At 68.8% G+C, this 21,877-nt stretch carries 20 protein-coding genes and 1 pseudogene; 7 read left to right on the top strand and 14 right to left on the bottom strand.

Annotation, left to right across the window (positions count from 1 at the left end):
- Positions 1-180 precede the first annotated feature (180 nt).
- Positions 181-2,436 carry a polyribonucleotide nucleotidyltransferase gene (locus tag ACK5IN_RS00105; protein ID WP_416894199.1) on the bottom strand — a complete coding sequence of 752 codons (2,256 nt, stop codon included), beginning with the start codon at positions 2,434-2,436 and terminating at the stop codon, positions 181-183.
- A 294-nt stretch (positions 2,437-2,730) separates the two neighbouring features.
- Here ACK5IN_RS00105 and ACK5IN_RS00100 point away from each other — a divergent pair, with 294 nt between their 5' ends.
- Entirely contained in the window at positions 2,731-2,910 is a 180-nt protein-coding gene (locus tag ACK5IN_RS00100) for a DUF5302 domain-containing protein (RefSeq protein ID WP_416894198.1), read from the top strand.
- A 14-nt stretch (positions 2,911-2,924) separates the two neighbouring features.
- Here ACK5IN_RS00100 and ACK5IN_RS00095 read toward each other — a convergent pair.
- Together ACK5IN_RS00095 and ACK5IN_RS00090 are read right to left on the bottom strand one after the other, a co-directional pair.
- Positions 2,925-3,242, bottom strand: a pseudogene (locus ACK5IN_RS00095) (NADPH-dependent FMN reductase); the annotation flags it as partial.
- 9 nt (positions 3,243-3,251) lie between these two features.
- Positions 3,252-4,451 (bottom strand): LLM class flavin-dependent oxidoreductase, encoded by a 1,200-nt coding sequence (locus ACK5IN_RS00090; RefSeq protein ID WP_416894255.1) that lies wholly within the window; start codon positions 4,449-4,451, stop codon positions 3,252-3,254.
- Between the two features lie 277 nt (positions 4,452-4,728).
- On the opposite strand from ACK5IN_RS00090, the gene ACK5IN_RS00085 reads away from it, so the two are divergent.
- Entirely contained in the window at positions 4,729-5,742 is a 1,014-nt protein-coding gene (locus ACK5IN_RS00085; protein ID WP_416894197.1) for an isopenicillin N synthase family dioxygenase, read from the top strand.
- A gap of 183 nt (positions 5,743-5,925) precedes the next feature.
- On the opposite strand, the gene ACK5IN_RS00080 is transcribed toward ACK5IN_RS00085, so the two are convergent.
- Complete coding sequence (locus ACK5IN_RS00080) at positions 5,926-7,086, bottom strand: AMP-binding protein (RefSeq protein WP_416894196.1); 1,161 nt, start codon at positions 7,084-7,086, stop codon at positions 5,926-5,928.
- Between the two features lie 254 nt (positions 7,087-7,340).
- Positions 7,341-7,610, bottom strand: a complete 270-nt coding sequence (gene rpsO / locus ACK5IN_RS00075) for a 30S ribosomal protein S15 (RefSeq protein ID WP_416894195.1) — start codon at positions 7,608-7,610, stop codon at positions 7,341-7,343.
- Between the two features lie 152 nt (positions 7,611-7,762).
- Between rpsO and ACK5IN_RS00070 the strand changes: the two genes are divergently transcribed.
- Both ACK5IN_RS00070 and ACK5IN_RS00065 read left to right on the top strand, forming a co-directional pair.
- A complete protein-coding gene (locus tag ACK5IN_RS00070) occupies positions 7,763-7,984 on the top strand; it encodes a DUF167 domain-containing protein (RefSeq protein WP_416894194.1) in 222 nt (73 codons plus the stop codon).
- Entirely contained in the window at positions 7,984-9,291 is a 1,308-nt protein-coding gene (locus tag ACK5IN_RS00065; RefSeq protein ID WP_416894193.1) for an MFS transporter, read from the top strand. Before ACK5IN_RS00070 ends, ACK5IN_RS00065 begins: the two co-directional genes overlap by 1 nt.
- 57 nt (positions 9,292-9,348) lie before the next feature.
- Here ACK5IN_RS00065 and ACK5IN_RS00060 read toward each other — a convergent pair whose 3' ends face one another.
- The 3 genes from ACK5IN_RS00060 to ACK5IN_RS00050 form a co-directional block, all read right to left on the bottom strand.
- Positions 9,349-9,906: a YceI family protein gene (locus ACK5IN_RS00060; protein ID WP_416894192.1), complete on the bottom strand. Its 558-nt coding sequence runs from the start codon at positions 9,904-9,906 to the stop codon at positions 9,349-9,351.
- Between the two features lie 100 nt (positions 9,907-10,006).
- The gene (locus ACK5IN_RS00055; protein WP_416894191.1) at positions 10,007-10,372 is read right to left on the bottom strand and encodes an FKBP-type peptidyl-prolyl cis-trans isomerase; all 366 of its coding nucleotides are present in this window, start codon (positions 10,370-10,372) and stop codon (positions 10,007-10,009) included.
- A gap of 205 nt (positions 10,373-10,577) precedes the next feature.
- Positions 10,578-11,750: a PrsW family intramembrane metalloprotease gene (locus ACK5IN_RS00050; RefSeq protein ID WP_416894190.1), complete on the bottom strand. Its 1,173-nt coding sequence runs from the start codon at positions 11,748-11,750 to the stop codon at positions 10,578-10,580.
- 59 nt (positions 11,751-11,809) lie between these two features.
- On the opposite strand from ACK5IN_RS00050, the gene ACK5IN_RS00045 reads away from it, so the two are divergent.
- Positions 11,810-12,679: a fumarylacetoacetate hydrolase family protein gene (locus ACK5IN_RS00045; protein WP_416894189.1), complete on the top strand. Its 870-nt coding sequence runs from the start codon at positions 11,810-11,812 to the stop codon at positions 12,677-12,679.
- 21 nt (positions 12,680-12,700) lie between these two features.
- Here ACK5IN_RS00045 and ACK5IN_RS00040 read toward each other — a convergent pair whose 3' ends face one another.
- The 5 genes from ACK5IN_RS00040 to ACK5IN_RS00020 form a co-directional block, all read right to left on the bottom strand.
- Entirely contained in the window at positions 12,701-13,120 is a 420-nt protein-coding gene (locus ACK5IN_RS00040) for a DUF4190 domain-containing protein (RefSeq protein ID WP_416894188.1), read from the bottom strand.
- 76 nt (positions 13,121-13,196) lie between these two features.
- A complete protein-coding gene (locus tag ACK5IN_RS00035; protein ID WP_416894187.1) occupies positions 13,197-14,660 on the bottom strand; it encodes an aspartate ammonia-lyase in 1,464 nt (487 codons plus the stop codon).
- Positions 14,661-14,774: 114 nt separating this feature from the next.
- Positions 14,775-15,704 carry a metallophosphoesterase gene (locus ACK5IN_RS00030; RefSeq protein WP_416894186.1) on the bottom strand — a complete coding sequence of 310 codons (930 nt, stop codon included), beginning with the start codon at positions 15,702-15,704 and terminating at the stop codon, positions 14,775-14,777.
- A gap of 28 nt (positions 15,705-15,732) precedes the next feature.
- On the bottom strand, positions 15,733-16,065 hold the full coding sequence (locus ACK5IN_RS00025) for a peptidase (RefSeq protein ID WP_416894185.1): 333 nt from the start codon (positions 16,063-16,065) through the stop codon (positions 15,733-15,735).
- Positions 16,062-17,411, bottom strand: coding sequence for an anion permease (locus ACK5IN_RS00020; protein ID WP_416894184.1), 1,350 nt, complete (start codon positions 17,409-17,411; stop codon positions 16,062-16,064). The genes ACK5IN_RS00025 and ACK5IN_RS00020 overlap by 4 nt, the downstream gene beginning before the upstream one ends.
- Positions 17,412-17,588: 177 nt before the next feature.
- Between ACK5IN_RS00020 and ACK5IN_RS00015 the strand changes: the two genes are divergently transcribed.
- Both ACK5IN_RS00015 and ACK5IN_RS00010 read left to right on the top strand, forming a co-directional pair.
- Positions 17,589-19,715, top strand: coding sequence for a S9 family peptidase (locus ACK5IN_RS00015; protein WP_416894183.1), 2,127 nt, complete (start codon positions 17,589-17,591; stop codon positions 19,713-19,715).
- Between the two features lie 289 nt (positions 19,716-20,004).
- Complete coding sequence (locus ACK5IN_RS00010) at positions 20,005-20,886, top strand: endonuclease domain-containing protein (protein WP_416894182.1); 882 nt, start codon at positions 20,005-20,007, stop codon at positions 20,884-20,886.
- A 186-nt stretch (positions 20,887-21,072) separates the two neighbouring features.
- Here the strand turns inward: ACK5IN_RS00010 and ACK5IN_RS00005 are convergent.
- On the bottom strand, positions 21,073-21,877 hold an 805-nt coding region (locus tag ACK5IN_RS00005; RefSeq protein WP_416894181.1), incomplete at its 5' end, for an ATP-dependent 6-phosphofructokinase.

Here is a 21,877-nt window from a genome sequence, read left to right as displayed (position 1 = left end):
GGCCTCGTGATCGCTCTTCGCGTCGCCCCCGACGCTTACAAGAAGGCTAGGGCAGGGATGCGGCTGATCAGGCCGTTCCCGCGGCCAGTTGGCGAATATTGCATAACGCTTCGATCACAAAGCGCGCAGAACGCCCGGTCACCCCTCCCTGCGAGGCGACCGGGCGTCTGTGGCCGCTTCTCAGCCCTCGGTCGGAGCCTCTGCCGCGGCGTCGGCCGACTCGTCGAGCACGGGCTCAAGCGAGAGCTTGCCGCGGTCGTCGACCTTGGTGATGCGCACGAGCTGCTTCTGGCCGACGCTGAGCACGTCCTCGACGTTCTCCACGCGCTTTCCACCGGCGAGCTTGCGGATCTCGCTGATGTGCAGCAGTCCGTCCTTGCCGGGCAGCAGCGAGATGAACGCGCCGAACGCGGCGATCTTCACCACCGTGCCGAGGAACTGCTCGCCGACCTCCGGGTTGGTGGGATTGGCGATCGCGTTCACCTGCGCGCGAGCCGCCTCGGCAGACGGACCGTCGACCGCGCCGATGTACACCGTGCCGTCCTCCTCGATGGAGATGTCGGCACCGGTCTCATCCTGGATCGCGTTGATCGTCTTGCCCTTGGGCCCGATGAGCTCACCGATCTTGTCGACCGGGATCTGCACGCTGATGACGCGCGGCGCGGTGGGCGCCATCTCGTCGGGGCTGTCGATGGCCGCATCGATGACATCGAGGATCTTCAGTCGCGCGTCCTTGGCCTGCTCCAGCGCACCCGCGAGCACCGACGACGGGATGCCGTCGAGTTTCGTATCGAGCTGGATCGCCGTGACGAACTCGCTGGTGCCGGCTACCTTGAAGTCCATGTCGCCGAGGGCGTCCTCCGCGCCGAGGATGTCGGTGAGCGCCGCGTAGCGGGTCTCACCGTCGACCTCGTCCGAGACCAGGCCCATCGCGATGCCGGCGACGGGTGCGCGCAGCGGCACACCGGCGTTCAGCAGCGACAGGGTCGATGCGCACACCGAGCCCATAGACGTCGAGCCGTTGGAGCCGAGTGCCTCGGACACCTGACGGATCGCGTACGGGAACTCCTCGCGCGACGGCAGCACCGGCACGAGAGCGCGCTCGGCAAGGAAGCCGTGGCCGATCTCGCGGCGCTTGGGGCTGCCCACCCGGCCGGTCTCACCGGTCGAGTACGGCGGGAAGTTGTAGTGGTGCATGTACCGCTTGCGGGTGACCGGCGACAGCGAGTCGATCTGCTGCTCCATCTTGAGCATGTTCAGCGTGGAGACGCCCAGGATCTGGGTCTCACCGCGCTGGAAGATCGCCGATCCGTGCACGCGGGGGATCACGTCGACCTCCGCGTCGAGCGGGCGGATGTCGGCGAGCCCGCGCCCGTCCATGCGGACACCGTCGGTGAGGATGCGCCCGCGCACGATCTTCTTCGTCACCGACTTGTACGCCGCAGAGAACTCCGCTGCTGCCGCGGCGGGGAGCTCGCCCGCCTCGATCGCGGCGGAGAGCTCGGCCCTGACCGCATCCTTCACCTCGTCGTCGGCGTCCTGCCGGGCGACCTTCTCGGCGATCTGGTAGACGGCGGCGAGCTTGTCATACGCGCGGGCGGCGACGAACTCGTAGGTCTCGGGGCTGTAGGGGAGGAAGACCGGGAACTCCTTGATCTCCTTCGCCGCGGTGTTCGCCACGACGTTCTGTGCCGCGACGAGCTCCTTGATGAAGGGCTTGGCCGCTTCGAGACCCTGTGCGACGACCTCTTCGGACGGCTTCGTCGCGCCGCCCTTGATGAGGTTCCAGCTGCCTTCGGTGGCCTCGGCCTCGACCATCATGATCGCGACGTCGCCGTCGGGCAGCACCCGGCCGGCGACGATGAGGTCGAACACGGCCTCCTCGAGCTGCGCGACCGTCGGGAAGGCGATCCACTGGTCGCCGTGCTCACCGTGGCCGGGCATGAGCGCCAGGCGAACGCCGGCGATCGGGCCCGAGAACGGCAGACCGGAGATCTGCGTCGACAGCGAGGCCGCGTTGATCGCGAGCGCGTCGTAGAACTCACCCGGTGCGATCGAGAGCACCGTGACGACGATCTGCACCTCGTTGCGCAGGCCGTCGACGAACGACGGGCGCAGCGGGCGGTCGATGAGCCGGCACACGAGGATGGCCTCGGTCGAGGGGCGGCCCTCGCGGCGGAAGAACGAGCCGGGGATCTTGCCGGCCGCGTACGAGCGCTCTTCGACGTCGACCGTCAGCGGGAAGAAGTCGAAGCCCTCGCGAGGGTGCTTGCCGGCGCTGGTGGCCGACAGCAGCATCGTCTCCTCGTCGAGGTAGGCGGCGACGGCACCCTGCGCCTGCTGGGCAAGGCGTCCGGTCTCGAACCGGACGGTGCGGGTGCCGAAGCGGCCGTTGTCGAGGACGGCTTCGGCGAACGTGATTTCAGGACCTTCCAAGAGGTCTCTCCTTCTTTGTTTTAGCTCGCGCGTCCGTCTGACGCGCGAGCATTGCGAAGGAGCAGGAACAGGCAGATCTCGGCGCGCGAGCGGACCCGCGGATTCGCCAGCACTGGTCACCAGTAGAAGATCACCCGGCACGATCGACGGGGAACCCACCACAGGGGACCAGCTAGCTGCCAGCCTGCTCCGCTGAGCACGTGAACACCGTGCTCATATGTGGTTGAACGGATGCCCGAGGGCAACCTCACCAATCCTACCAGGGGACAGTGCTTCTCCCTCTAAGATGAGGCCATGAGCACCGACGACACTGCCGGCGGCGCATCGGATGAGATGAAGCGCAAGTTCCGCGAGGCGCTGGACAAGAAGAACGCACAGCACCGCGAGGGCGAGGCGCATCTCGACGGGGACTCCGCCGTGCACGGCACGCACGCCCCCACGACCAGGCGCGAGTTCCGTCGCAAGAGCGGCTGAGGCAGGCAGGCCTCTCACTCTCCGGCGAAACCGCCCAGCAGGTGGTCGAACGAGCGGCCTTCGCCGAGGTACGACGAGGGGTCGAACGGGTCGACAGATGCCTTCGCCCCGCGCCGCTCGATCGCCTCGGCAAGTTCACGGGCGCCCTTGTCGATGCGGTCGGCCAGCGGAGCGACCTGATCGCCCGCGCCGCCCCAGTCGGCCGACGCCGCGAACACCCCAGTGGACACGGCATCGGCATGCACGTAGGCGAACAGCGGCCGGATCGCGTAGTCGATCGCCAGGGAATGCCGCGGTGTGCCCGCGTTGGCGCCGATGAGCACCGGTGTGCCGCGGTCATCTCAGGCATCCTTCCGTGCGAGGCCGAAGGCCGCACCGGCGGGGGCCGGCGTGTCCTGGTATGGCGAGCCGCCCGTGACGTTGTCTCCGCGGTTGGCGTTCGGGCGCGGCTGGCGGGGGGCCTCGTCGCCGTACGTGGCACGCACGAGCGCGGCGTGAGTCGGAGCGTCCGGGACGGCGGTCGGCCGGTTCTGCGCGAGCTCGCGGCGCAGCACGGGCACGACCTCGCCCCCGAGAATGTCGAGCTGCTCGAGCACGGTCTTGAGCGGTAGGCCGGCGTGGTCCATGAGGAACAGCTGGCGCTGGTAGTCGCCGAACAGGTCGCGCATGCCGGCGTAGCGGTCGATGACCTGCTGCGGTGAGCCGACGGTGAGTGGCGTCATCTCGGTGAAGTCCTCCAGGGACGGGCCGTGTCCGTACACCGGGGCGGCGTCGAAATAGGGGCGGAACTGCGCGATGGCGTCCTGTGACTTCGCCGCCAAGAACACCTGACCGCCCAGGCCCACGATCGCCTGTTCGGGAGCGCCGTGCCCGTAGTGGGCGTAGCGCTGGCGGTACAGCTCGATGAGGCGCTGGTAGTGCTCCGCGGGCCAGAAGATGTTGTTCGCGAAGAAGCCGTCGCCGTAGTAGGCGGCCTGCTCGGCGATCTCGGGTGTGCGTATCGAGCCATGCCACACGAACGGGGGCACGTCGTCGAGCGGCCGCGGCGTGGAGGTGAAGCCTTGCAGGGGTGTGCGGAACGTACCCTCCCAGTCCACGACGTCTTCGCGCCACAGCTTGTGCAGCAGGGCGTAGTTTTCGATCGCCAGTGGAAGACCCTGGCGGATGTCCTTGCCGAACCAGGGGTACACCGGTCCGGTGTTGCCGCGGCCGAGCATGACGTCGGCGCGGCCGCCCGAGATGTGCTGCAGCATCGCGAAGTCCTCGGCGATCTTCACCGGGTCGTTCGTAGTGATGAGCGTCGTGGCCGTCGAGACGACGAGCCGCTCGGTCTGCGCAGCGATGTAGGCGAGCGTCGTGGTCGGCGACGACGAGAAGAACGGCGGATTGTGATGCTCGCCGATGGCGAAGACGTCGAGCCCCACCTCCTCGGCGTGCGTGGCGATGGTCAAGGTGGCCTGGATGCGCTCGGCCTCGGAGGGCGTACGCCCCGTGGTCGGGTCCTGGGTGATGTCGCTCACCGAGAAGATGCCGAACTGCATGGCCGGCCAGCTGGTGTTGTCGCTCACGATCGCTCCGTAGTTTATGCGAGTGAATATACTTCGTGAAACGCAGCCATGTCGAGGTTATTCCTGGGGCGCGGTCTCGAACAGCTGCACCATGTCACGCACGAGCTGGTGCGGGGTCGTCTCGCACGGGGCATGCCCGGGTCGGGTAGGCCACGCGCCCCTCCGGCCGGCCGCACCATCACATCACGCGGTCGCTTAACACGACGCAACAGTGCGCCCGGGCGGCGTCGTATCCGCCTACGGTCGATGTATGCCCGATCTGAACCTTCCCATCCTCGACCTGTCCCGCCTCGACGACGGGCCCATCGCTGCCGCCGCATTCTGCGACGACCTGCGCAGGGCGACGCACGAGGTCGGCTTCTTCTATCTCACCGGCACGGGGGTGACGCCCGAACTCGAAGGGCGCCTGCACCGCGCCGCGCGCGACTTCTTCGCCCTGCCCGTGGCCGACAAGCTCGCGATCGAGAACGTCACGAGCCCGCACTTCCGCGGCTACACCCGTACCGGCGGCGAGCGCACGCAGGGCGAGGTCGACTGGCGCGAGCAGATCGATATCGGCCCCGAGCGCGAGGTGGTCGTCGGCGGGCCCGATTTCCACCGCCTCATCGGCCCGAACCTGTGGCCGGCGGCGCAGCCAGAGCTGCAGCAGGTCGTGACCGAGTGGCACGATCACCTCAGCGGCGTGGCGCGCAGACTGCTGCGTGCGTGGGCGCTGTCGCTCGGTGCGGCGGAGTCGTACTTCGACGAGCACTTCGGTGAGCCGTCGACGCTCATCAAGATCGTGCGCTACCCCGGGTCGACCGCGCCGGAGCCCCAGCAGGGCGTCGGTGCGCACAAGGACTCCGGTGTGCTCACGCTGCTGTGGATCGAGCCCGGCAAGGGCGGCCTGCAGGTGCAGCGCGGCGACGAATGGGTGGATGCGCCACCGGTGCCCGGCGCCTTCGTCGTGAACATCGGCGAACTGCTCGAGTACGCTACGCAGGGCTACCTGAAGGCCACCAACCACCGCGTCGTGTCGCCGCGGTTCCCCGACGACCGCATCTCGGTGCCGTTCTTCTTCAATCCCGCGCTCGACCAGCGGCTGCCGCTCATCGAGCTGCCCGCCGAGCTCGCCGCTCAGGCGACCGGTGTCACGCAGGACCCGGCGAACCCGATCCACGCACTGTACGGAGAGAACGCGCTGAAGTCGCGCCTGCGCGCGCACCCCGACGTCGCCGAGCGCTGGCATGCCGACCTGCTCGCGGCCCGCGCCACCGCCGTGTGATGTGATCCACCGCCCGCGTGTGATGTGCCCTGCCGTCGGCGCGTGATGTGCCCCACCCCCACCGCCGAAAACTCCTGATCTGACGAGCACAGGACGATCATTGCCGCGCATGCCCTGAATGCGCCGGATCAGGAGTTTTGGAGCGAGGGCGTGCGGGGGCGCTCAGAGGACGTGCGGGGGCGCTCAGGGGGCGTCAGGGTACTCAGGGGCGTCGGGCGCGAGCTGGGCGGCGAGGGAGCGACGGTCGGGCTTGCCTGTTGCGAGCAGCGGCAGCTCCGGCATCGTGACGATGCATGCCGGGCGCGCAGCAGCGCCGAGCCCCGCGCCCACGCGGGTGCGCACGTCTTCCAGAGGGAGGGATGCCGCGGGCTCACCCGCCACGACGACGACCGGCACCTCACCCCACCGTGCCGAGGGCGCACCCACCACGACCGCGTCGGTCAGACCGGGCAGCTCGCGCACGAGCGCCTCGACGCGCCCGAGCGCCACCTTCACGCCGCCAGAGATGATCACGTCGTCGGCACGGCCGAGCACCCGCAGCCGGCCGTCGGGACGGAGCTCGGCGAGGTCGCCGGTGCGATACCAGCGCACGCCGTCGTCGATGCGGAAGGCAGCGGCCGTGGCGTCAGGGTCGCCGAGATAGCTGTCGGCGAGCATGGGGCCACTGATCTCGAGCACGCCGTCACTGATGCGCAGCCGCGTCTGGCCGATCGGGTATCCGTCGTAGACGCAGCCGGTCGCGGTCTCGGACGAGCCGTAGGTGCGCACGATGCGGTACCCGAGGTCAAGCGCCCGGGCGGCGACGGATGCCGGCAGCGCCTGCCCGCCGATGAGCACGGCATCGAAGCGCGCCGTGGCGGTGCGCACCGCGGCATCCGACTCCCCGGCCTCGACCAGGCGAGCGAGCTGCGCGGGAACCAGCGCGGTGTAGCGGCGTGCATGCGTCATCGCGGCGGATGCCTCGGCGAAGCCGGGTGCGTCGAACCCGTGCAGCGGCCCGGCAATCGGCTCGGTCCCGCACAGCACCGAGCGCACAAGCAGCTGCGAGCCGGCGACGAAGGCCGGCGACAGGCACAGCAGCCACTGCCCCGCGCCGCCGAGCGCGGCATCCGTCGCCTGTGCGCTCGCCCGCAGCGCCCGCTCGCTCAGCGCGACCCGTTTGGGTGCGCCGGTCGACCCCGACGTCTCGATCACCAGCGCGATGTCATCGCCCACCTCGACTGGCGCGTCGGCCGCATTCACTGGGAACACTGCAGCACCAGCGCCGTCCAGCCGCGCGCGCAGCGCCGCGTGCACCCCACGCCAATCGGCCGGGTCAACGGTCAGCAGGCGACGTTCGGGCACGCTCCCGACCCTATCGGCGCTTCCCAGATCAGGTGTTCCGGCCGACACAGGACGTTCCGTCCCCGAAACATCCTGATGTCACCAGATCAGGAGTTTTCGATGGGTGGTGGCGATGGGTGGTGGCGATGGGGAGGGTGATGGGGGTGATGGGGGTGATGGGGGTGATGGGGGTGATGGGATGCCACGGGCACGGCGAAGGCCGCCCCACACCGTGGGACGGCCTTCGGAAGAAGTGCGATATACGCCGGGTCGCGTCAGCGGCGCAGCCCCAGGCGCTCGATCAGCGTGCGGTAACGCGCGATGTCGATGTCCTGGAGGTAGCCGAGCAGACGGCGGCGCTGACCGACGAGCAGGAACAGACCACGACGCGAGTGGTGGTCGTGCTTGTGCTCCTTGAGGTGCTCGGTGAGGTCCTTGATGCGCTGCGTCAGCATTGCGACCTGCACCTCGGGGGATCCGGTGTCACCGGGGTGCGTCGCGTACTCTTCGATGATCGCCTTCTTGACGTCTGCTTCCAATGCCATAGGTGATCCCCTTCCTCGTCGTTGCGCGGTGCCCGACGCCTGCTGCGTGAGCTCTCTTTATCCGCGGCCGATCAAACGGCAACCGCACAAGTCTACCAGTCAGCAGGATGCCCGCGCACACCCGACGACGCCGGTCCGGGTAGCCTCATGACGTGAAGTACACGGTGCGGGTGAAGCCCGGGAGCCGCAAGGGGCCGCTGGTCGAGACGACCGGCGACGCCCTGACCGTCTTCGTGCGCGAGCGTGCCGTCGACGGCGCGGCCAACGACGGCGTCGTCCGTGCGCTGGCGGCGCACTTCGGCACCGCGCCGAGCCGCGTGCGCATCGTGGGCGGGCACTCCGCACGCGTCAAGCGCATCGAGGTCGACTCCTGATGGCGCGGCTGCGCCGCGACCACTTCATCGACCTGCGGCCGTTCCGGGTCTCCCCCGCGTTCACCCGGCTGTGGATCGGGTCGACGCTGTCGGGCATGGGCGGCCAGCTGACGATCGTCGCCGTCATGCTGCATGTCTACGAGCTCACCCACGACACGTTCGCGGTGTCGATGATCGCCGTCGCGGGACTCGTGCCGATGATCGTCGCCGGCCTGTACGGCGGCATGCTCGCCGACGCGTTCGATCGCCGTATCGTCGGACTGCTGTCGGCGTCGGTCACGCTGCTGTCGACGCTCATGCTGGCGGTGCTGGCCTGGGCACAGCTCGAGACGGTGTGGTGGCTGTACGTGCTGAGCGTCATCAACGCGGCGGCCAACTCCATCGTGATGACGACCCGGTCGGCGATCGTGCCCCGGCTCATCCCCCGCGATCTGCTGCCGGCCGCCGCGGCGCTGAGCGGCATCACCGTCGGCATCATGGTGATGGCAGGGCCCGCGCTGGCCGGTGTGCTGGTCGCCGTCGCCGGGTACGCCTGGACGTACAGCATCGACGTGCTGCTCATGTCGACGCTGTTCCTCGGGCTGTGGACGCTGCCGAGCATCAGGCCCGAAGGCGAGATCGTCCGCCCCGGGCTCGAGTCGCTGCGCGACGGACTGCGGTTCCTCCGCCGCGCGCCGAACATCCGCCTGCAGTACATCCTCGACATCATCGCGATGACGTTCGGGCACCCCTTGGCACTGTTCCCCGCCATCGGTGCCGTGCTGCTGGGCGGCGGCGCGATCACGACCGGTGTGCTCACGGCATCCATCGCCGCAGGCGCCTTCCTGTCGAGCCTGTTCTCGGGTCCCATCGGGCGCGTGCGCCGGCAGGGCCTCGGCATCGAACGGGCGATCCAGGTGTTCGGCCTGGCCACCGTGCTGTTCGGTCTCGTGCTCGGCGCGGCCCAGCTCGGCTGGTTCGCCCCCGCGATCGTGGACGAGACCCATGCCAACTACGTGCTCATCGGCCTGGCCGCCCTCACCCTCGCCCTCGTCGGCGCCGCCGACAACGTCAGCGCGATCTACCGCATGACGATGATGCAGTCGGCGGTGCCAGATGCGGTGCGCGGGCGGCTGCAGAGCATCTTCACCGTCGTGGTCACGGGCGGGCCACGACTGGGAGCGCTCTACTCGGGAACGCTCGCGACGTTCGCGGCACTGTGGTTCCCGCCGCTGCTGGGCGGCATCGTCATCGTGTGCCTCGTCGGCCTGCTCGTGCGCCTGCACCCCCGCTTCCGCGAGTACGACGCCGAGAACCCCGTGCCGTGAGAGAGGGTGGGGGATGCCACGGCGTGCTGCCGCAGCATCCCGCCCTCTCACGCAGGTTCAGGCCTGCAGGTTCGCCTGCAGGTCGAGCGAGATCGTGACGTCTTTGCCGACGAGCACACCGCCCGTCTCGAGCGCGGTGTTCCAGGTGAGGCCGAAGTCCTCGCGGTTGATGATCGTCGTCGCCGTCGCGCCGGCCTTGTAGTTGCCCCACGGGTCGGTGCCGAAGCCGCCGAACTCCAGCTCGAACGTGACCGGCTTGGTGACGCCGCGGATCGTGAGGTCGCCGTCGACGAGGAAGTCGCCGTCCTCGATGCGCACGCCGGTGGAGCGGAAGTCCATGGTCGGATGGTTCTCGATGTCGAAGAAGTCGGCCGAGCGCAGGTGGTTGTCGCGGCCCTCGTCCTTCGTGTCGACCGAGGTCACGTCCACCGACGCGGTCACCGTGGTCTCGAGCGGGTTCTCAGCGGCGACGATCGTGGCGCTCTTGACGCCGAAGGTGCCGCGCACCTTCGAGATCATCATGTGGCGCACGCTGAAGGTGACCTCGCTGTGTGACGGGTCGAGCACCCAGGTGCCGACCTTGTATCCGGGAATGTCGATCGTGGTGGTGGTCATGTCGATCCTTCGTGTCGGTTCGTCGTCGCGTCAGCGACAAGCTCACGAAAGGAGAACGGCACTTCTGCCTGATCCATTCCCGCGCATGGAAAGTTTCTCTTCAGCCGACCGCCAGCAGATCGATGATGAAGATCAGGGTCTTGCCGCCGAGGAAGTGCCCGCCGGCCGGCCCGTACGCCAGGTGCGGCGGGATGACGAGCTCGCGCCGGCCGCCGACCTTCATGCCCGGGATGCCGTCCTGCCAGCCCTGGATGAGGCCGCGCAGCGGGAACTGGATGCTCTCCCCCCGGCTCCACGACGAGTCGAACTCCTCGCCGGTGTCGTATTCGACGCCCAGGTAGTGGACAGTGACGGTGTCGCCGGGCTGAGCCTCGGTGCCGTCACCCACGATGATGTCGCGGATGACGAGCTCGGACGGTGCGGGCCCCTCGGGGGCGTCGATCTCGGGCTTTGTGCGATCGGTCATGCCTCCATCCAACCCGAGGGCGCCCGGCGGGGTCAATCGGGTACGCGTGCCGCGAAACGCGCCGACGCGAATACGTGCCGGCGGGATGCTTGACAGAAGTCGCCAGACCCGGCAACCTGAGGACAGATCAACTCAGCGCTCGGGAGACACGCAGGCATCGCCGCGGCACCGGGCGCTGAGTCTTGCTGCGAGCACTGCGCCTCGGTCACGGTGCGAGCAGCGCCGCCCGGGCAGCGGCGGCCCGCTCGAGGTACGCGTGCTCGTCCTGCACCGCACGCGGGTCACGACCGGTCAGTGCGCGCTGGCGCGTGGCGGCGAGCGCCGTCGCGTCGCGCACGAACGCCCGCATGATGTCGGTGCGGTCGCCGCGCAGCGTCTTCGCCCAGGCCAACGCGGTCCGCCGGCCAACCGGCGTGGCCAGCATCTCGACCTCCTGCGGCGTGAACCAGCCGGCAGCCGCGTAGTCGCTCAGGCGTGCACGCGTGAGCCGGGCCTCTTCACGGCGAAGGGCGATGATGCCGACGATGAAGCCAAGGAACAGCGGCACCTGCAGCGTGAGGTAGAGCGCGAAGAAGTCGCCGAGCAGCGCCGACCCGTTCCACAGCGCGTGCAGCATGATCGCACCGGCCAGTCCTGCCAGCCACGGCCTCAGCGCCGCGGCGCCGCGGGCGCCGCGGCGGGCGGCCAGTCCCAGAGCGAAGCCGGTGACCGCGGTGAACATGACGTGCGCGAACGGCGAGAGGATGCCGCGCATGAAGAAGGTCGTCGAGGTCTGGGCCAGGCCGCCCTCGATGAACGCGATCGCGAAGTACTGGATGTTCTCGGTGAACGCGAATCCAGCGCCGATCATCGCCCCGTACACGACCCCGTCGACCGGGCCGTCGAAGGCACGACGACCGGTGGCCAGGATGATGAGCAGGCCGAGGCCCTTCGCGAGCTCCTCCACGATCGGCGCCTGCACGATGCCGCTCAGCACGTCCTGCGCACCCGACGGCTGTGGGTCGAGCACGACCCGCAGACCGGTATCGACGAGCAGCGTGAGCGCGACGGCCGCCACCGCACCCCACACGAAGGCCAGCACGAGCAGCCGGAGCGGCTCGGGCTCCCACCTGTCGATGACCCGCACCACGGCGAGCACCACGACGAGTGGGATCAGCGCCAGCACCATGCCGATGAGCGACGCACCCGCACCCAGGAAGGTCAGGAAGTAGCCGACGACCCCGACCAAGACCACCGCCAGCACGCCGATGATCCAGATCGCCGCAGACCCCGCCCGCCGCGGTGCGACCGGCAACGGCGTCGGACCGGCCGGCGGCGCCGGCGGCACGAGCGCGGGCGCACCCGGCTGCGGCTGCGATAGCGGCGACGGAAAGCTCATATCGCTCAGCCTATGGTCACGATCGTTTGCACGAGCGAAAGCGCGGGTAGCGTGGAGGGATGCGTTTCGCCCATGTCGTGCTGCCCGGATTCACCGATCCTCGACTGGCGGTCGTCGACGACACCGACGCCATTCTGGCGTCCGACCTCGACGCACGGGCGCCGTCGACGCTCGAGCGCCTCATCGCTGCAGGCAGCGCCGGTCAGGAGGCGCTGCGTGCGGGACTGGCGCGGGGCGGCGCGCCGCGGCATCCACTCTCCGACGTCGCCTTCGCGTCGGCCTGCCTCGCCCCGCCCGTCATCCTGGCCGTCGGACTGAACTATGCCGCACACTCGGGCGAGCTGGGCCTGAAGACCGACACCAACCCGACCGTGTTCACACTGTGGCCCAACTCGCTCACCGGGCACGGGCAGACCACGTCGTGGCCGCGGTCGCTCAGCGAGTCGATCGACTACGAGGCCGAGCTGGGCGTGATCATCGGCCGCCCGGCACACGACGTGTCGGTCGACGAGGCCCTCGACCACGTCTGGGGCTACACCGTCGTCAACGACATCACGGCACGCGACATCCAGTTCTCGGAGGCGCAGTGGTCGCGGTGCAAATCGTTCGACGGGTTCACGCCGACAGGACCCGTCGTGGTCACCGCGGACGAGGTCCCCGACCCGCAGGACCTGCACATCTGGACGACCGTCGACGGGCACCGGGTGCAGGACGCTTCGACGGGGCAGATGGTCCGCTCGGTGGCCGCCCTCATCTCGCACCTGTCGCAGTCGGTGACACTGCTGCCGGGAACGCTCATCTCAACCGGCAGTCCGGGCGGCGCCGGCTACTCGCGGGATCCGCAGATCTTCCTGCGCGACCGCTCGACCGTGACCGTCGGCATCGACGGCATCGGCGAACTGACGACGCACTGCCGGATCATCGACTGACTCGACAGCGCGTCGCACGGCTCAGCTGCAGGTGATGATCACGCCGTTGTAGAGGTGCTCGCCCGGGCCCATCTCGACGCAGAACGCCGCCATGTCGAGAATGAGCGGCAGCAGCGTCACCGCCAGGATGATGCCGACGATGATGCTGATCACGATCAGCACGGATGCCACGATGATCGCGGCGAGCGCCGGGCCGTTCTTGCGGCCTGCCTTCTTGCTCTGCACCAGCGCGACGATGCCGAGGATCAGCCCCACCAGCACCGAGATGCCGACGAAGAAGATGCACGACAGCACCAGAGCGACGATGCCCATCGTCTTCCCCGGATAGGTGTTGGTTGCCGGCGGCTGTCCGGGCGCGACCGACGGCGCCGGCGGCGGTGCACTGTACGCGGGTGGTGGCGTCCCGTACGCGGGCGGGGTCGGGTTCTGCGGATCGGTCATGATGTTCCTCTCGTCAGCGCTCGCAGGGACGCACTCGAAACGCTAGAGCATGCGGGCCTCGGCAGGTAACGCCGCCTCACTCGACGACGACGTCTTCGGCAGCCTGCACGATCGGGATCGCCACCGTGATGGCCTCCAGCCCCGACAGGCGCGCCGGCGACAGCTGCTTGGTCACCTCGTCACGCGACATGAGCTCGGCCTCGACCACGAGATCGGCGATGTTGCGACCGGTCAGCAACGCGGTCTTGGCCAGGGCGGCCGAAGCCGCATAGCCGATGAACGGGGTCAGCGCCGTCACCACGCCGACGCTCGAGCCGACCATCGCGCCCAGGCGCTCGCGGTTGGCGGTGATGCCTTCGACGCAGTTCACGCGCAGCGTCCACATCGCCTGACGCATCCAGGTGATCGACTGGAAGATCGAGTGCGCGATCACCGGCTCGAACGCATTCAGCTGCAACTGGCCGGCCTCCACCGCCATCGTTACCGTCATATCGGCGCCGACGACCGAGAAGGCCACCTGGTTCACGACCTCGGGGATGACGGGATTCACCTTGCCCGGCATGATGCTCGAGCCCGCCTGCATGGCGGGCAGGTTGATCTCGCCGAGGCCGGCCTGCGGGCCGCTGGAGAGCAGCCGCAGGTCGTTGCAGATCTTCGACAGCTTGATGGCATTGCGCTTGAGCGAGGAGGAGAACGACATGAACGCGCCCGTGTCGCTGGTCGACTCCACCAGATCGGCCGCGGTCTCGAGGTCGAGGCCCGTGATCTCACGCAGGTGCTTGACCACCGTGGACGCATACTCGGGGTGCGTCGTGATGCCGGTGCCGATCGCCGTGGCCCCCATGTTGACCTCGAACAGCAGGTAGCGGTTCTCGAGCAGGCGGCCGTAGTCCTCGCGCAGCGTCGTGGCGAACCCGTGGAACTCCTGGCCGAGCGTCATGGGTACGGCATCCTGCAACTGGGTGCGGCCGACCTTGAGCACGTCGTGGAACTCGACAGCCTTGTCGAGGAACGCCTGCCGAAGGAGTGCGAGCTCTTCGAGCATGCTCTGCAGCATGAGCGACAGACCCACCTTGATCGCGGTCGGGTAGACGTCGTTGGTCGACTGGCTGCGGTTGGTGTGGTCGATCGGTGAGAGGAACGCGTAGTCGCCCTTCTCGCGTCCGGCCAGCTCGAGGGCGATGTTGGTGATGACCTCGTTCGCGTTCATGTTCGTCGAGGTGCCGGCACCGCCCTGGATCACACCGACGACGAACTGGTCATGGAACTCGCCGTCGATCACCCGCTGCGCGGCACGGTCGATGAGCTCGGCCTTGTCGGGGGCGAGGGTGCCGATGTCGCGGTTCGCCCGCGCCGACGCCTGCTTGACCATCGCGAGGGCGCGCACCAGGTCGTCGTACACCGAGATGGGGCGCTTGGCGATCGGGAAGTTCTCCAGCGCGCGAGCGGTGTGGATGCCCCAGTAGGCGTCTGCAGGAACTTCCATCGACCCCAGGGAGTCGGATTCGGTGCGGGTCTTCAGGGCGGAGTCGAGGGCCATGCGTGCGTCCTTCTGGGTCACGGCGTTGTGTGGGATGGGTCGAGCCTACCCCCGCGCATGCCGCAATCCCCTGCCTCCGTGAAGAGACTCTGCGACGCCGGTCGCCAGCAACACCTAATCGTCGTACCGAGGCGGCTTACGCGAGAACACGTCGAGCCGCTCCTGCGGGCTCAGGCGTGCCATCCGCTCGATCCACTCCGCCGAGAAGAATCCCGGCTCGCCCTCGCCCACGACCGGAACGACCGAGTGCGTGATCATTTCGTCGTACACGTGCACGAGGTGGAACGATCGGCCGGCGTCCATGCCGTTGACCTCCACCGCCGGGCGGGAGATGTCCATCGTGTAGCACGTCGCCGCCGCGACGGCCACCGGAACGCCGGCGAACGTGCCGCTGGTCGAGTAATGCAGGTGACCGGCCAGGATGCCGCGCACGTCCGACCCGGCGATCACCTCGGCGAGCGCCGGCTGATCGCGCAGCTCGAGGATGTCGAACAGCGGCACGTGACTCGGCAGCGGCGGATGGTGCAGCGCCAGCAGCGTGCCGTGCGGCGCCGGCCGCGACAGCTCGTCTGCGAGCCAGGCCAGCTGCTGTGCGCCGAGCTCGCCGTGGTGCCAGCCGGGCACGCTCGTGTCGAGCGCGATCAGACGCAGGCCGTCGAGGTCATGGACGGATGTCACAGGATCCTGCGTCGGCTCGAGCCCGAGCAGGTCGCGCCGCAACGCCGGGCGCTCGTCGTGGTTTCCCGCCACCCATACGACGGGGCAGTCCAGGCGCCGGGCGACGGGCTCGACGGCACGCCGCAGAGCGTGATACGCCTCCGGCTCGCCCAGATCTGCGAGATCCCCAGTAAACACGAGCGCCGACGGCCGCACCTCCAGCCGCTCGATCGCCTCGAGCGTGCGACCGAAGTTCGCCGCCGTGTCGTAGCGGTCGCCGAGCAGGCGATCCCCGGCCAGGAAGTGCGTGTCCGATACGTGGACGAGCACGTGCCGCGCCGGTGGGTGCTGACCGAAGGAAGGATGGATGCCGGCCTCGTCACGCATGCCGCCAGCTTAGGAGCCGCGGCCGACGTCAGCGCCCGATCACCAACAGGACGATGCCGCCCAGAACCGCGAGCCCGCACAGGCCGAAGCACGCATACGCGCCGATCAGCGCGACGAGCTTCTGCCCCTCGGTCAGCGGGCTGCGCTTGGCGGCCTTCGCCGCGGCCTTTTCGGCCTTGCGCACCTCTTTCGACGTCATCACCGAGATGGCGTCGGTGAACTCGGCCGGTGCCACGACCGGCGCCCGCCCGGCGCGCACCATCAGGCGCAGTGCGATCGCGTAGAAGCCGACCACGAGCACGGCGGCGACGAGCGCGGCGGCGAACACCTCGAAAAAGGCGACCCAGTTGATCTCGATCACTTCACGTCCCCCTCGCCGTTGCGTGCGGCGGTCTTCGCCGGGGCATCCGCCCGTGCCCGCTCCTCCGCGTCACGCCGCGCGAGCGCCTTCGCCTTCGCTTTCGCGTCCGCCTTCTGTCGGGCCCTCTCCTCGACCTTGAGCCTCTCCTCCTCGCGCAGGATGCGCCGCTGCCGGCGCGTGGGCGGCGGGTTGCGCTTGATCTTGATGGCGTGCCCCGAATCCGCGACATCGCTCATGGCGTTGCTGGCGTCGACCCGGTTGCGACGTGAGCGCAGGAACAGGCCCACGATGACGGCGAGCGCGATCACCGCGTCGACGAGCACGCCCCACGTGCCGAACCAGACGACGAGCAGCGCCGCCGCACCACCGACCGCACCGGCCGCGGGGAGCGTGAGGAGCCAGCCGATCGCGATGCGCCCGACGGTGCGCCAGCGCACCTTCGACCCGCGCCGGCCCAGGCCCGACCCGATCACCGATCCCGATGCGACCTGCGTGGTCGACAGTGCGAACCCGAAGAAGCTCGACGCGAGGATCGTGGATGCCGTGGACGTCTCTGCCGAGAACCCCTGTGCGGGCTTCACATCGGTCAGCCCCTTGCCGAGGGTGCGGATGATGCGCCAGCCGCCCATGTAGGTACCCAGCGCGATCGTGATCGCGCACGCGAAGACCACCCACAGCTGCGGCTCGTGGTGGGCGGCGGACTGCCAGCCCACTGTGATCAGGGCAAGGGTGATGACGCCCATCGTCTTCTGTGCGTCGTTCGTGCCGTGGGCCAGAGCGACCAGAGACGACGTGAAGATCTGCCCCCAACGGAAGCCATCGCGACCGTCGGGCTTGGTGTCGTACCTCCGGGTGAGCGCATAGGCCAGCTTGGTGACCGCGTATGCGATCACACCGGCGGTCAGCGGCGCGATGACGGCCGGCAGGATCACCTTCGACAGCACGACGCCGAAGTCGATGGCCGCCGCGCTCGCACCCACCAGCGTGGCACCGATGAGGCCGCCGAACAGCGCGTGCGACGAGCTGGACGGCAGACCCAGCAGCCACGTGAGCATGTTCCAGGTGATCGCCCCGATGAGGCCGGCGAAGATGATCGACGGGAAGATCGCCGCCGACAACTGATCCTCACGGATGATGCCGCCCGAGATGGTCTTGGCGACCTCCGTCGACAAGAACGCGCCGACGAGGTTCAGGACCGCCGCCAGCAACACCGCCACCTTGGGCTTGAGCGCGCCGGTGGCGATGGGCGTGGCCATCGCATTGGCCGTGTCGTGGAACCCGTTGGTGAAGTCGAAGAAGAGGGCCAGCGCGATGACCAGGACGACGATCAGTGCTGCTGCTTCCACCGTTCGCTTTCCGTAGAGATGTGGATGGGTAGGAGCCGGCGGAGCCGGCGCACGCGAACGAACAGTTCACCGAGAGTTCTGAGTCCGGTAACCGGACACGCAAATCCTCGCACATTCGCGGGACATCGGGTAACCGGCGCGGGCGCCTGCCGTGCCGCTCTCGATTACGGTGGACGAGTGACCCAGGACACCACTGCCCACGCCCCCGTCGCCACGCGCCACCCCACGCCCCGCACCCACCACGGTGACACGTTCGACGACCCGTACGAGTGGCTGCGCGCGAAAGACGATGCCGACGTCACCGCGCACCTCGAGGCCGAGAACGCGTACACGCAGGAGCGCACCGCGCATCTGGCCGGACTGCAGGAGCAGATCTTCCAGGAGATCAAGGGGCGCACGCTCGAGACCGACCTGTCGGTGCCGTCCCGCCGCGGCGACTGGTGGTATTACGGGCGCACGGTGGAGGGTCAGCAGTACGGCATCCAGTGCCGCGCGCCGATCGCCGGCCCCGACGACTGGACTCCCCCGGCACTCACCCCTGGTGTCGACGTCGCCGGCGAGCAGATCCTGCTCGACGGCAACGTCGAAGCGGCCGCGCACGAGTTCTTCGCGCTGGGCTCGTTCGACGTGTCGCGGGACGGCACGCGCATGCTTTACGGCATCGACGTCGCTGGCGACGAGCGCTACACGATCCGCGTGCGCGACCTGGTGACCGGCCAGCAGCTGCCCGACGAGATCGCAAACACGTTCTCCGGCGCCGAGTTCTCCCCCGACGGCGCGTCGATCGTCTACACGACCGTCGACGACGCGTGGCGGCCCGACACTCTGTGGCATCACGTGCTCGGCAGCGCCGTCGCCGACGACGTGCAGCTGTTCCACGAGCCGGACGAGCGCTACTGGCTCGGCGGCGGGTTCACGCGCAGCGACCGGTTCCTCGTGATCGGGCTCGGCTCGTCGATCACGTCCGAGGTGTGGCTGGTCCCGGCATCCGATCTGTCCGCGCCGCCGGTCGTCGTCTGGCCGCGCCGCGAGGGCGTCGAGTACTCCGTCGACCATGCCGTGATCGACGGACGCGACACCCTGCTCGTGCTGCACAACGACGAGGCGGCCGCCGGCGGACAGGCGCTGGACTTCGAACTGGTCGCCGTCGACGCCGACGACCCGCAGGGCGCCCGCCGCGTGCTGCTCGAGCATGTACCCGGCCGCCGACTGCTCGATGTCGACTGCTTCCGCGACTGGGCCGTGGTCGACTATCGGCGCGAGGGCCTGGCGCGCACGGGCATCCTGCCGTACGCGACAGGCGAAGTGAGCGAGATCGCCTTCCCCGAACCGCTCTTCGCGGCCGGCGCGAGCGGCAACCCCGAGTGGGCGCCGCCGGTCGTGCGGCTGGGGTACACCTCGTTCGTGACTCCGAGCACGGTGTACGACTACGACGTCGCCACGCGCGAGCTGCTGCTGCGAAAGCAGCAACCCGTGCTCGGCGGCTACGATCCGGCCGACTACGCGCAGGAGCGAGTATGGGCCACGGCGCAGGACGGCACCCGCATCCCCGTGTCGCTGGTGTTCAAGCGGTCGTTCGGCGATGCCGGTGCGTCGCCGCGACCGTTGCACCTGTACGGGTACGGCTCGTACGAGCACTCGATCGAGCCGGGCTTCTCGGTGCCGAGGCTCTCGGAGCTCGACCGCGGCGTCGTGTTCGCCGTCGCACACATCCGCGGCGGCGGCGAGATGGGCCGGCAGTGGTACGAGGACGGCAAGCTGCAGCGCAAGCGCAACACGTTCACCGACTTCGTCGACTGCGCACGGCACCTGGTCGACGCCGGGTACACGACGCCGAAGCAGCTGGTCGCCGAGGGGCGGTCGGCGGGTGGGTTGCTGATGGGCGCGGTCGCCAACCTGGCGCCCGAGCTGTTCGCCGGTATCCTGGCCGGGGTGCCGTTCGTCGACGCGCTGACGACGATCCTCGACCCGTCACTGCCGCTCACGGTCATCGAGTGGGACGAGTGGGGCGACCCGCTGCACGACCCCGAGGTGTACGCGTACATGAAGTCGTACACGCCGTATGAGAACGTGCGCTCCGGTGTGGAGTATCCACGGGTGCTCGCCGTGACCTCGCTCAACGACACGCGCGTGCTGTACGTCGAGCCCGCGAAGTGGGTGGCACGGCTGCGAGAGGTCGGCGCCGACGCACTGCTGAAGTGCGAGATGGTCGCCGGTCACGCCGGTGTGAGCGGGCGCTACAACGCCTGGCGCGAGCGCGCCGTAGAGATCGCCTGGCTGCTCGACGTCCTGCACACATCCTGACCCCCTGCACCGCCTGCACTCAACCTGCCCCCACCGACCCCACCCCACCCCTGCACCCCAGCCGCACTCCTTCCTCACTTCACCGAAAACTCCTGATCTGGCGACATCAGGAGAATGGATGCCGCAGGCATCCTGTGTCAGCAAGAACACCTGATCTCGGAGGCGGTCGGTCGCGGGGCGCACCGTTGCGGGCGGTCTGTTCCTCCCCAACGTGAATCGGCGGTCGAGTTCTGCACAGGATGCATCCGGGGCGCCCGACAGGCGTGAGCGCGCGTGCAGGATCGTCGACATGCAACGCACAGAGCCGCCGATCGTCACCCGTCACCGTGCACTCATGGAGTGGATGGGCACTCGCCACGGTGTCGCGCACACGTCTCTCGTGCGCGCGGCCGGCTTTCGTCCGTACGACGTCGCGCACGCGGTGCGCCTGGACGCACTCCGCCGTGTGCGTCGCTCCTGGCTGGTCACCATCGACTGCGATCGCCGGCGAGTCGCTGCCGCACGCGTCGGTGGGCGTGTGACGTGCGTCAGCGCGGCGGCGATACAGAGACTCTGGGTCCCGAAGCACGGCGAGATCCATGTCGCGGTTCCCGGGACGGCATCCCGATTCGACGCCGACGGGCTCCATGTCCACTGGGGAACCGGGCCGGCACCCATCGGACGAGGTGCGACGGAGGAGCACATCGTCAACGTGCTGTTCCACGTCGCGCATTGCCTTGCTCGTCGCGACGCCTTGGCGGTATGGGAGTCGGCGATCCGGAACCAAGCCGTCGAAACCGGTGTGCTCATGCGGGTCGCGTGGCGTAGCGAGGATGCCGCCGCGCTCGCGGCCGTGGCATCCTTCCTGTCCGATTCCGGACTCGAGACTCACTTCGTCGACGGCATGCGCACGGCGGGCGTCGCCGTGCGACAGCAGGTCTGGATCGATGGGCACGCGGTCGATGGACTCGTCGGCGACTCGCTGATCGTGCAGATCGACGGTTTCACCCACCATAGGGCGGCGGAGCGGCGCCGTGACCTCGCGGCCGATGCGCGGCTCGTGCTGCGTGGCTACACCGTCCTCAGGTTCGACTATTACCAGGTGCTCTTCGACTGGTCGAGTGTGCTGACGACAGTGCTGACGGCGATGGCGCAGAACCTGCACCGACAGGCTGTCGTCCAAAACTCCTGATCCGGCGACCCGCCCCCTCGCGGAAAACTCCTGATCCGGCGGAGTCAGGATGTGGCGGGTGTCTGACGGCCTGTCTCCGCCAGAACAGGAGTTTTCGGCGAAGGGGTCGGGGTGAAGGAGCTCGGGCGAAGGGGTCGGGGTGAGGGGGAAGCGGCAGGAGGCGTGTCAGCCGAAGAGAGGGGCGTGTCAGCCGAAGAGAGCGGCAGCTTCTTCGTAGCGGTAGAGCGGCACCGTGTTCAGCTCGCCGAGCGCGTCGGCGAACGGCACCCGCTCGATGTCGGTGCCGCGCAGCGCGACCATCTGACCCCATGCCTCGTCCATCACGGCATCGGCGGCGTGCAGCCCGAGGCGCGTGGCCAGCACGCGATCGAAGCCCGACGGCGAACCGCCGCGCTGGATGTGCCCCAGCACCGTCGACCGGGTCTCGATGCCGCTGAGCTGCTCGATCTGGGGGGCGAGCACCTCGCCGATGCCGCCCAGGCGCGGGCGGTTGAAGGCATCCAGTCCCTTGTCGCTGTACGCCTCGTCCATGCCGGTCAGCGTGAAGCCCTCGGAGACCACCACGAGCGGCGCCCGGCCGCGGTCGTGCGCCTTGTCGACCTGGGCGACGATCTCGTCGATCGACATCGTCACCTCGGGGATGCAGATCACGTGCGCGCCCGCGGCGATGCCCGCGTGCAGGGCGATCCAGCCGACGCGCCGGCCCATGACCTCGGCCACCATGCAGCGCTTGTGCGAGTCGCCCGTGGTGCGCAGCCGGGCCATCGCGTCGGTGGCGAGTGTCACCGCGGTGTCGAAGCCGAACGAGTAGTCCGTCGCGCGAAGCTCGTTGTCGATGGTCTTCGGCACGCCCAGCACGTTGATCCCATCCTTGTGCAGGCGGTCAGCCGCGGCGAGTGTGCCTTCTCCGCCGATCGCGACAATGCCGTCGATACGATGCCCGTACAGGGTCTTGGAGATGTTCTCGGCCCCGCCACGCGGCCCCTCGTAG

The organism is Microbacterium sp., assembly GCF_047971895.1.
Taxonomy (GTDB): Bacteria; Actinomycetota; Actinomycetes; order Actinomycetales; family Microbacteriaceae; genus Microbacterium.
Note: the sequence above shows the minus strand (reverse complement) of the source record. Positions and strands in the feature narration are given on the sequence as shown.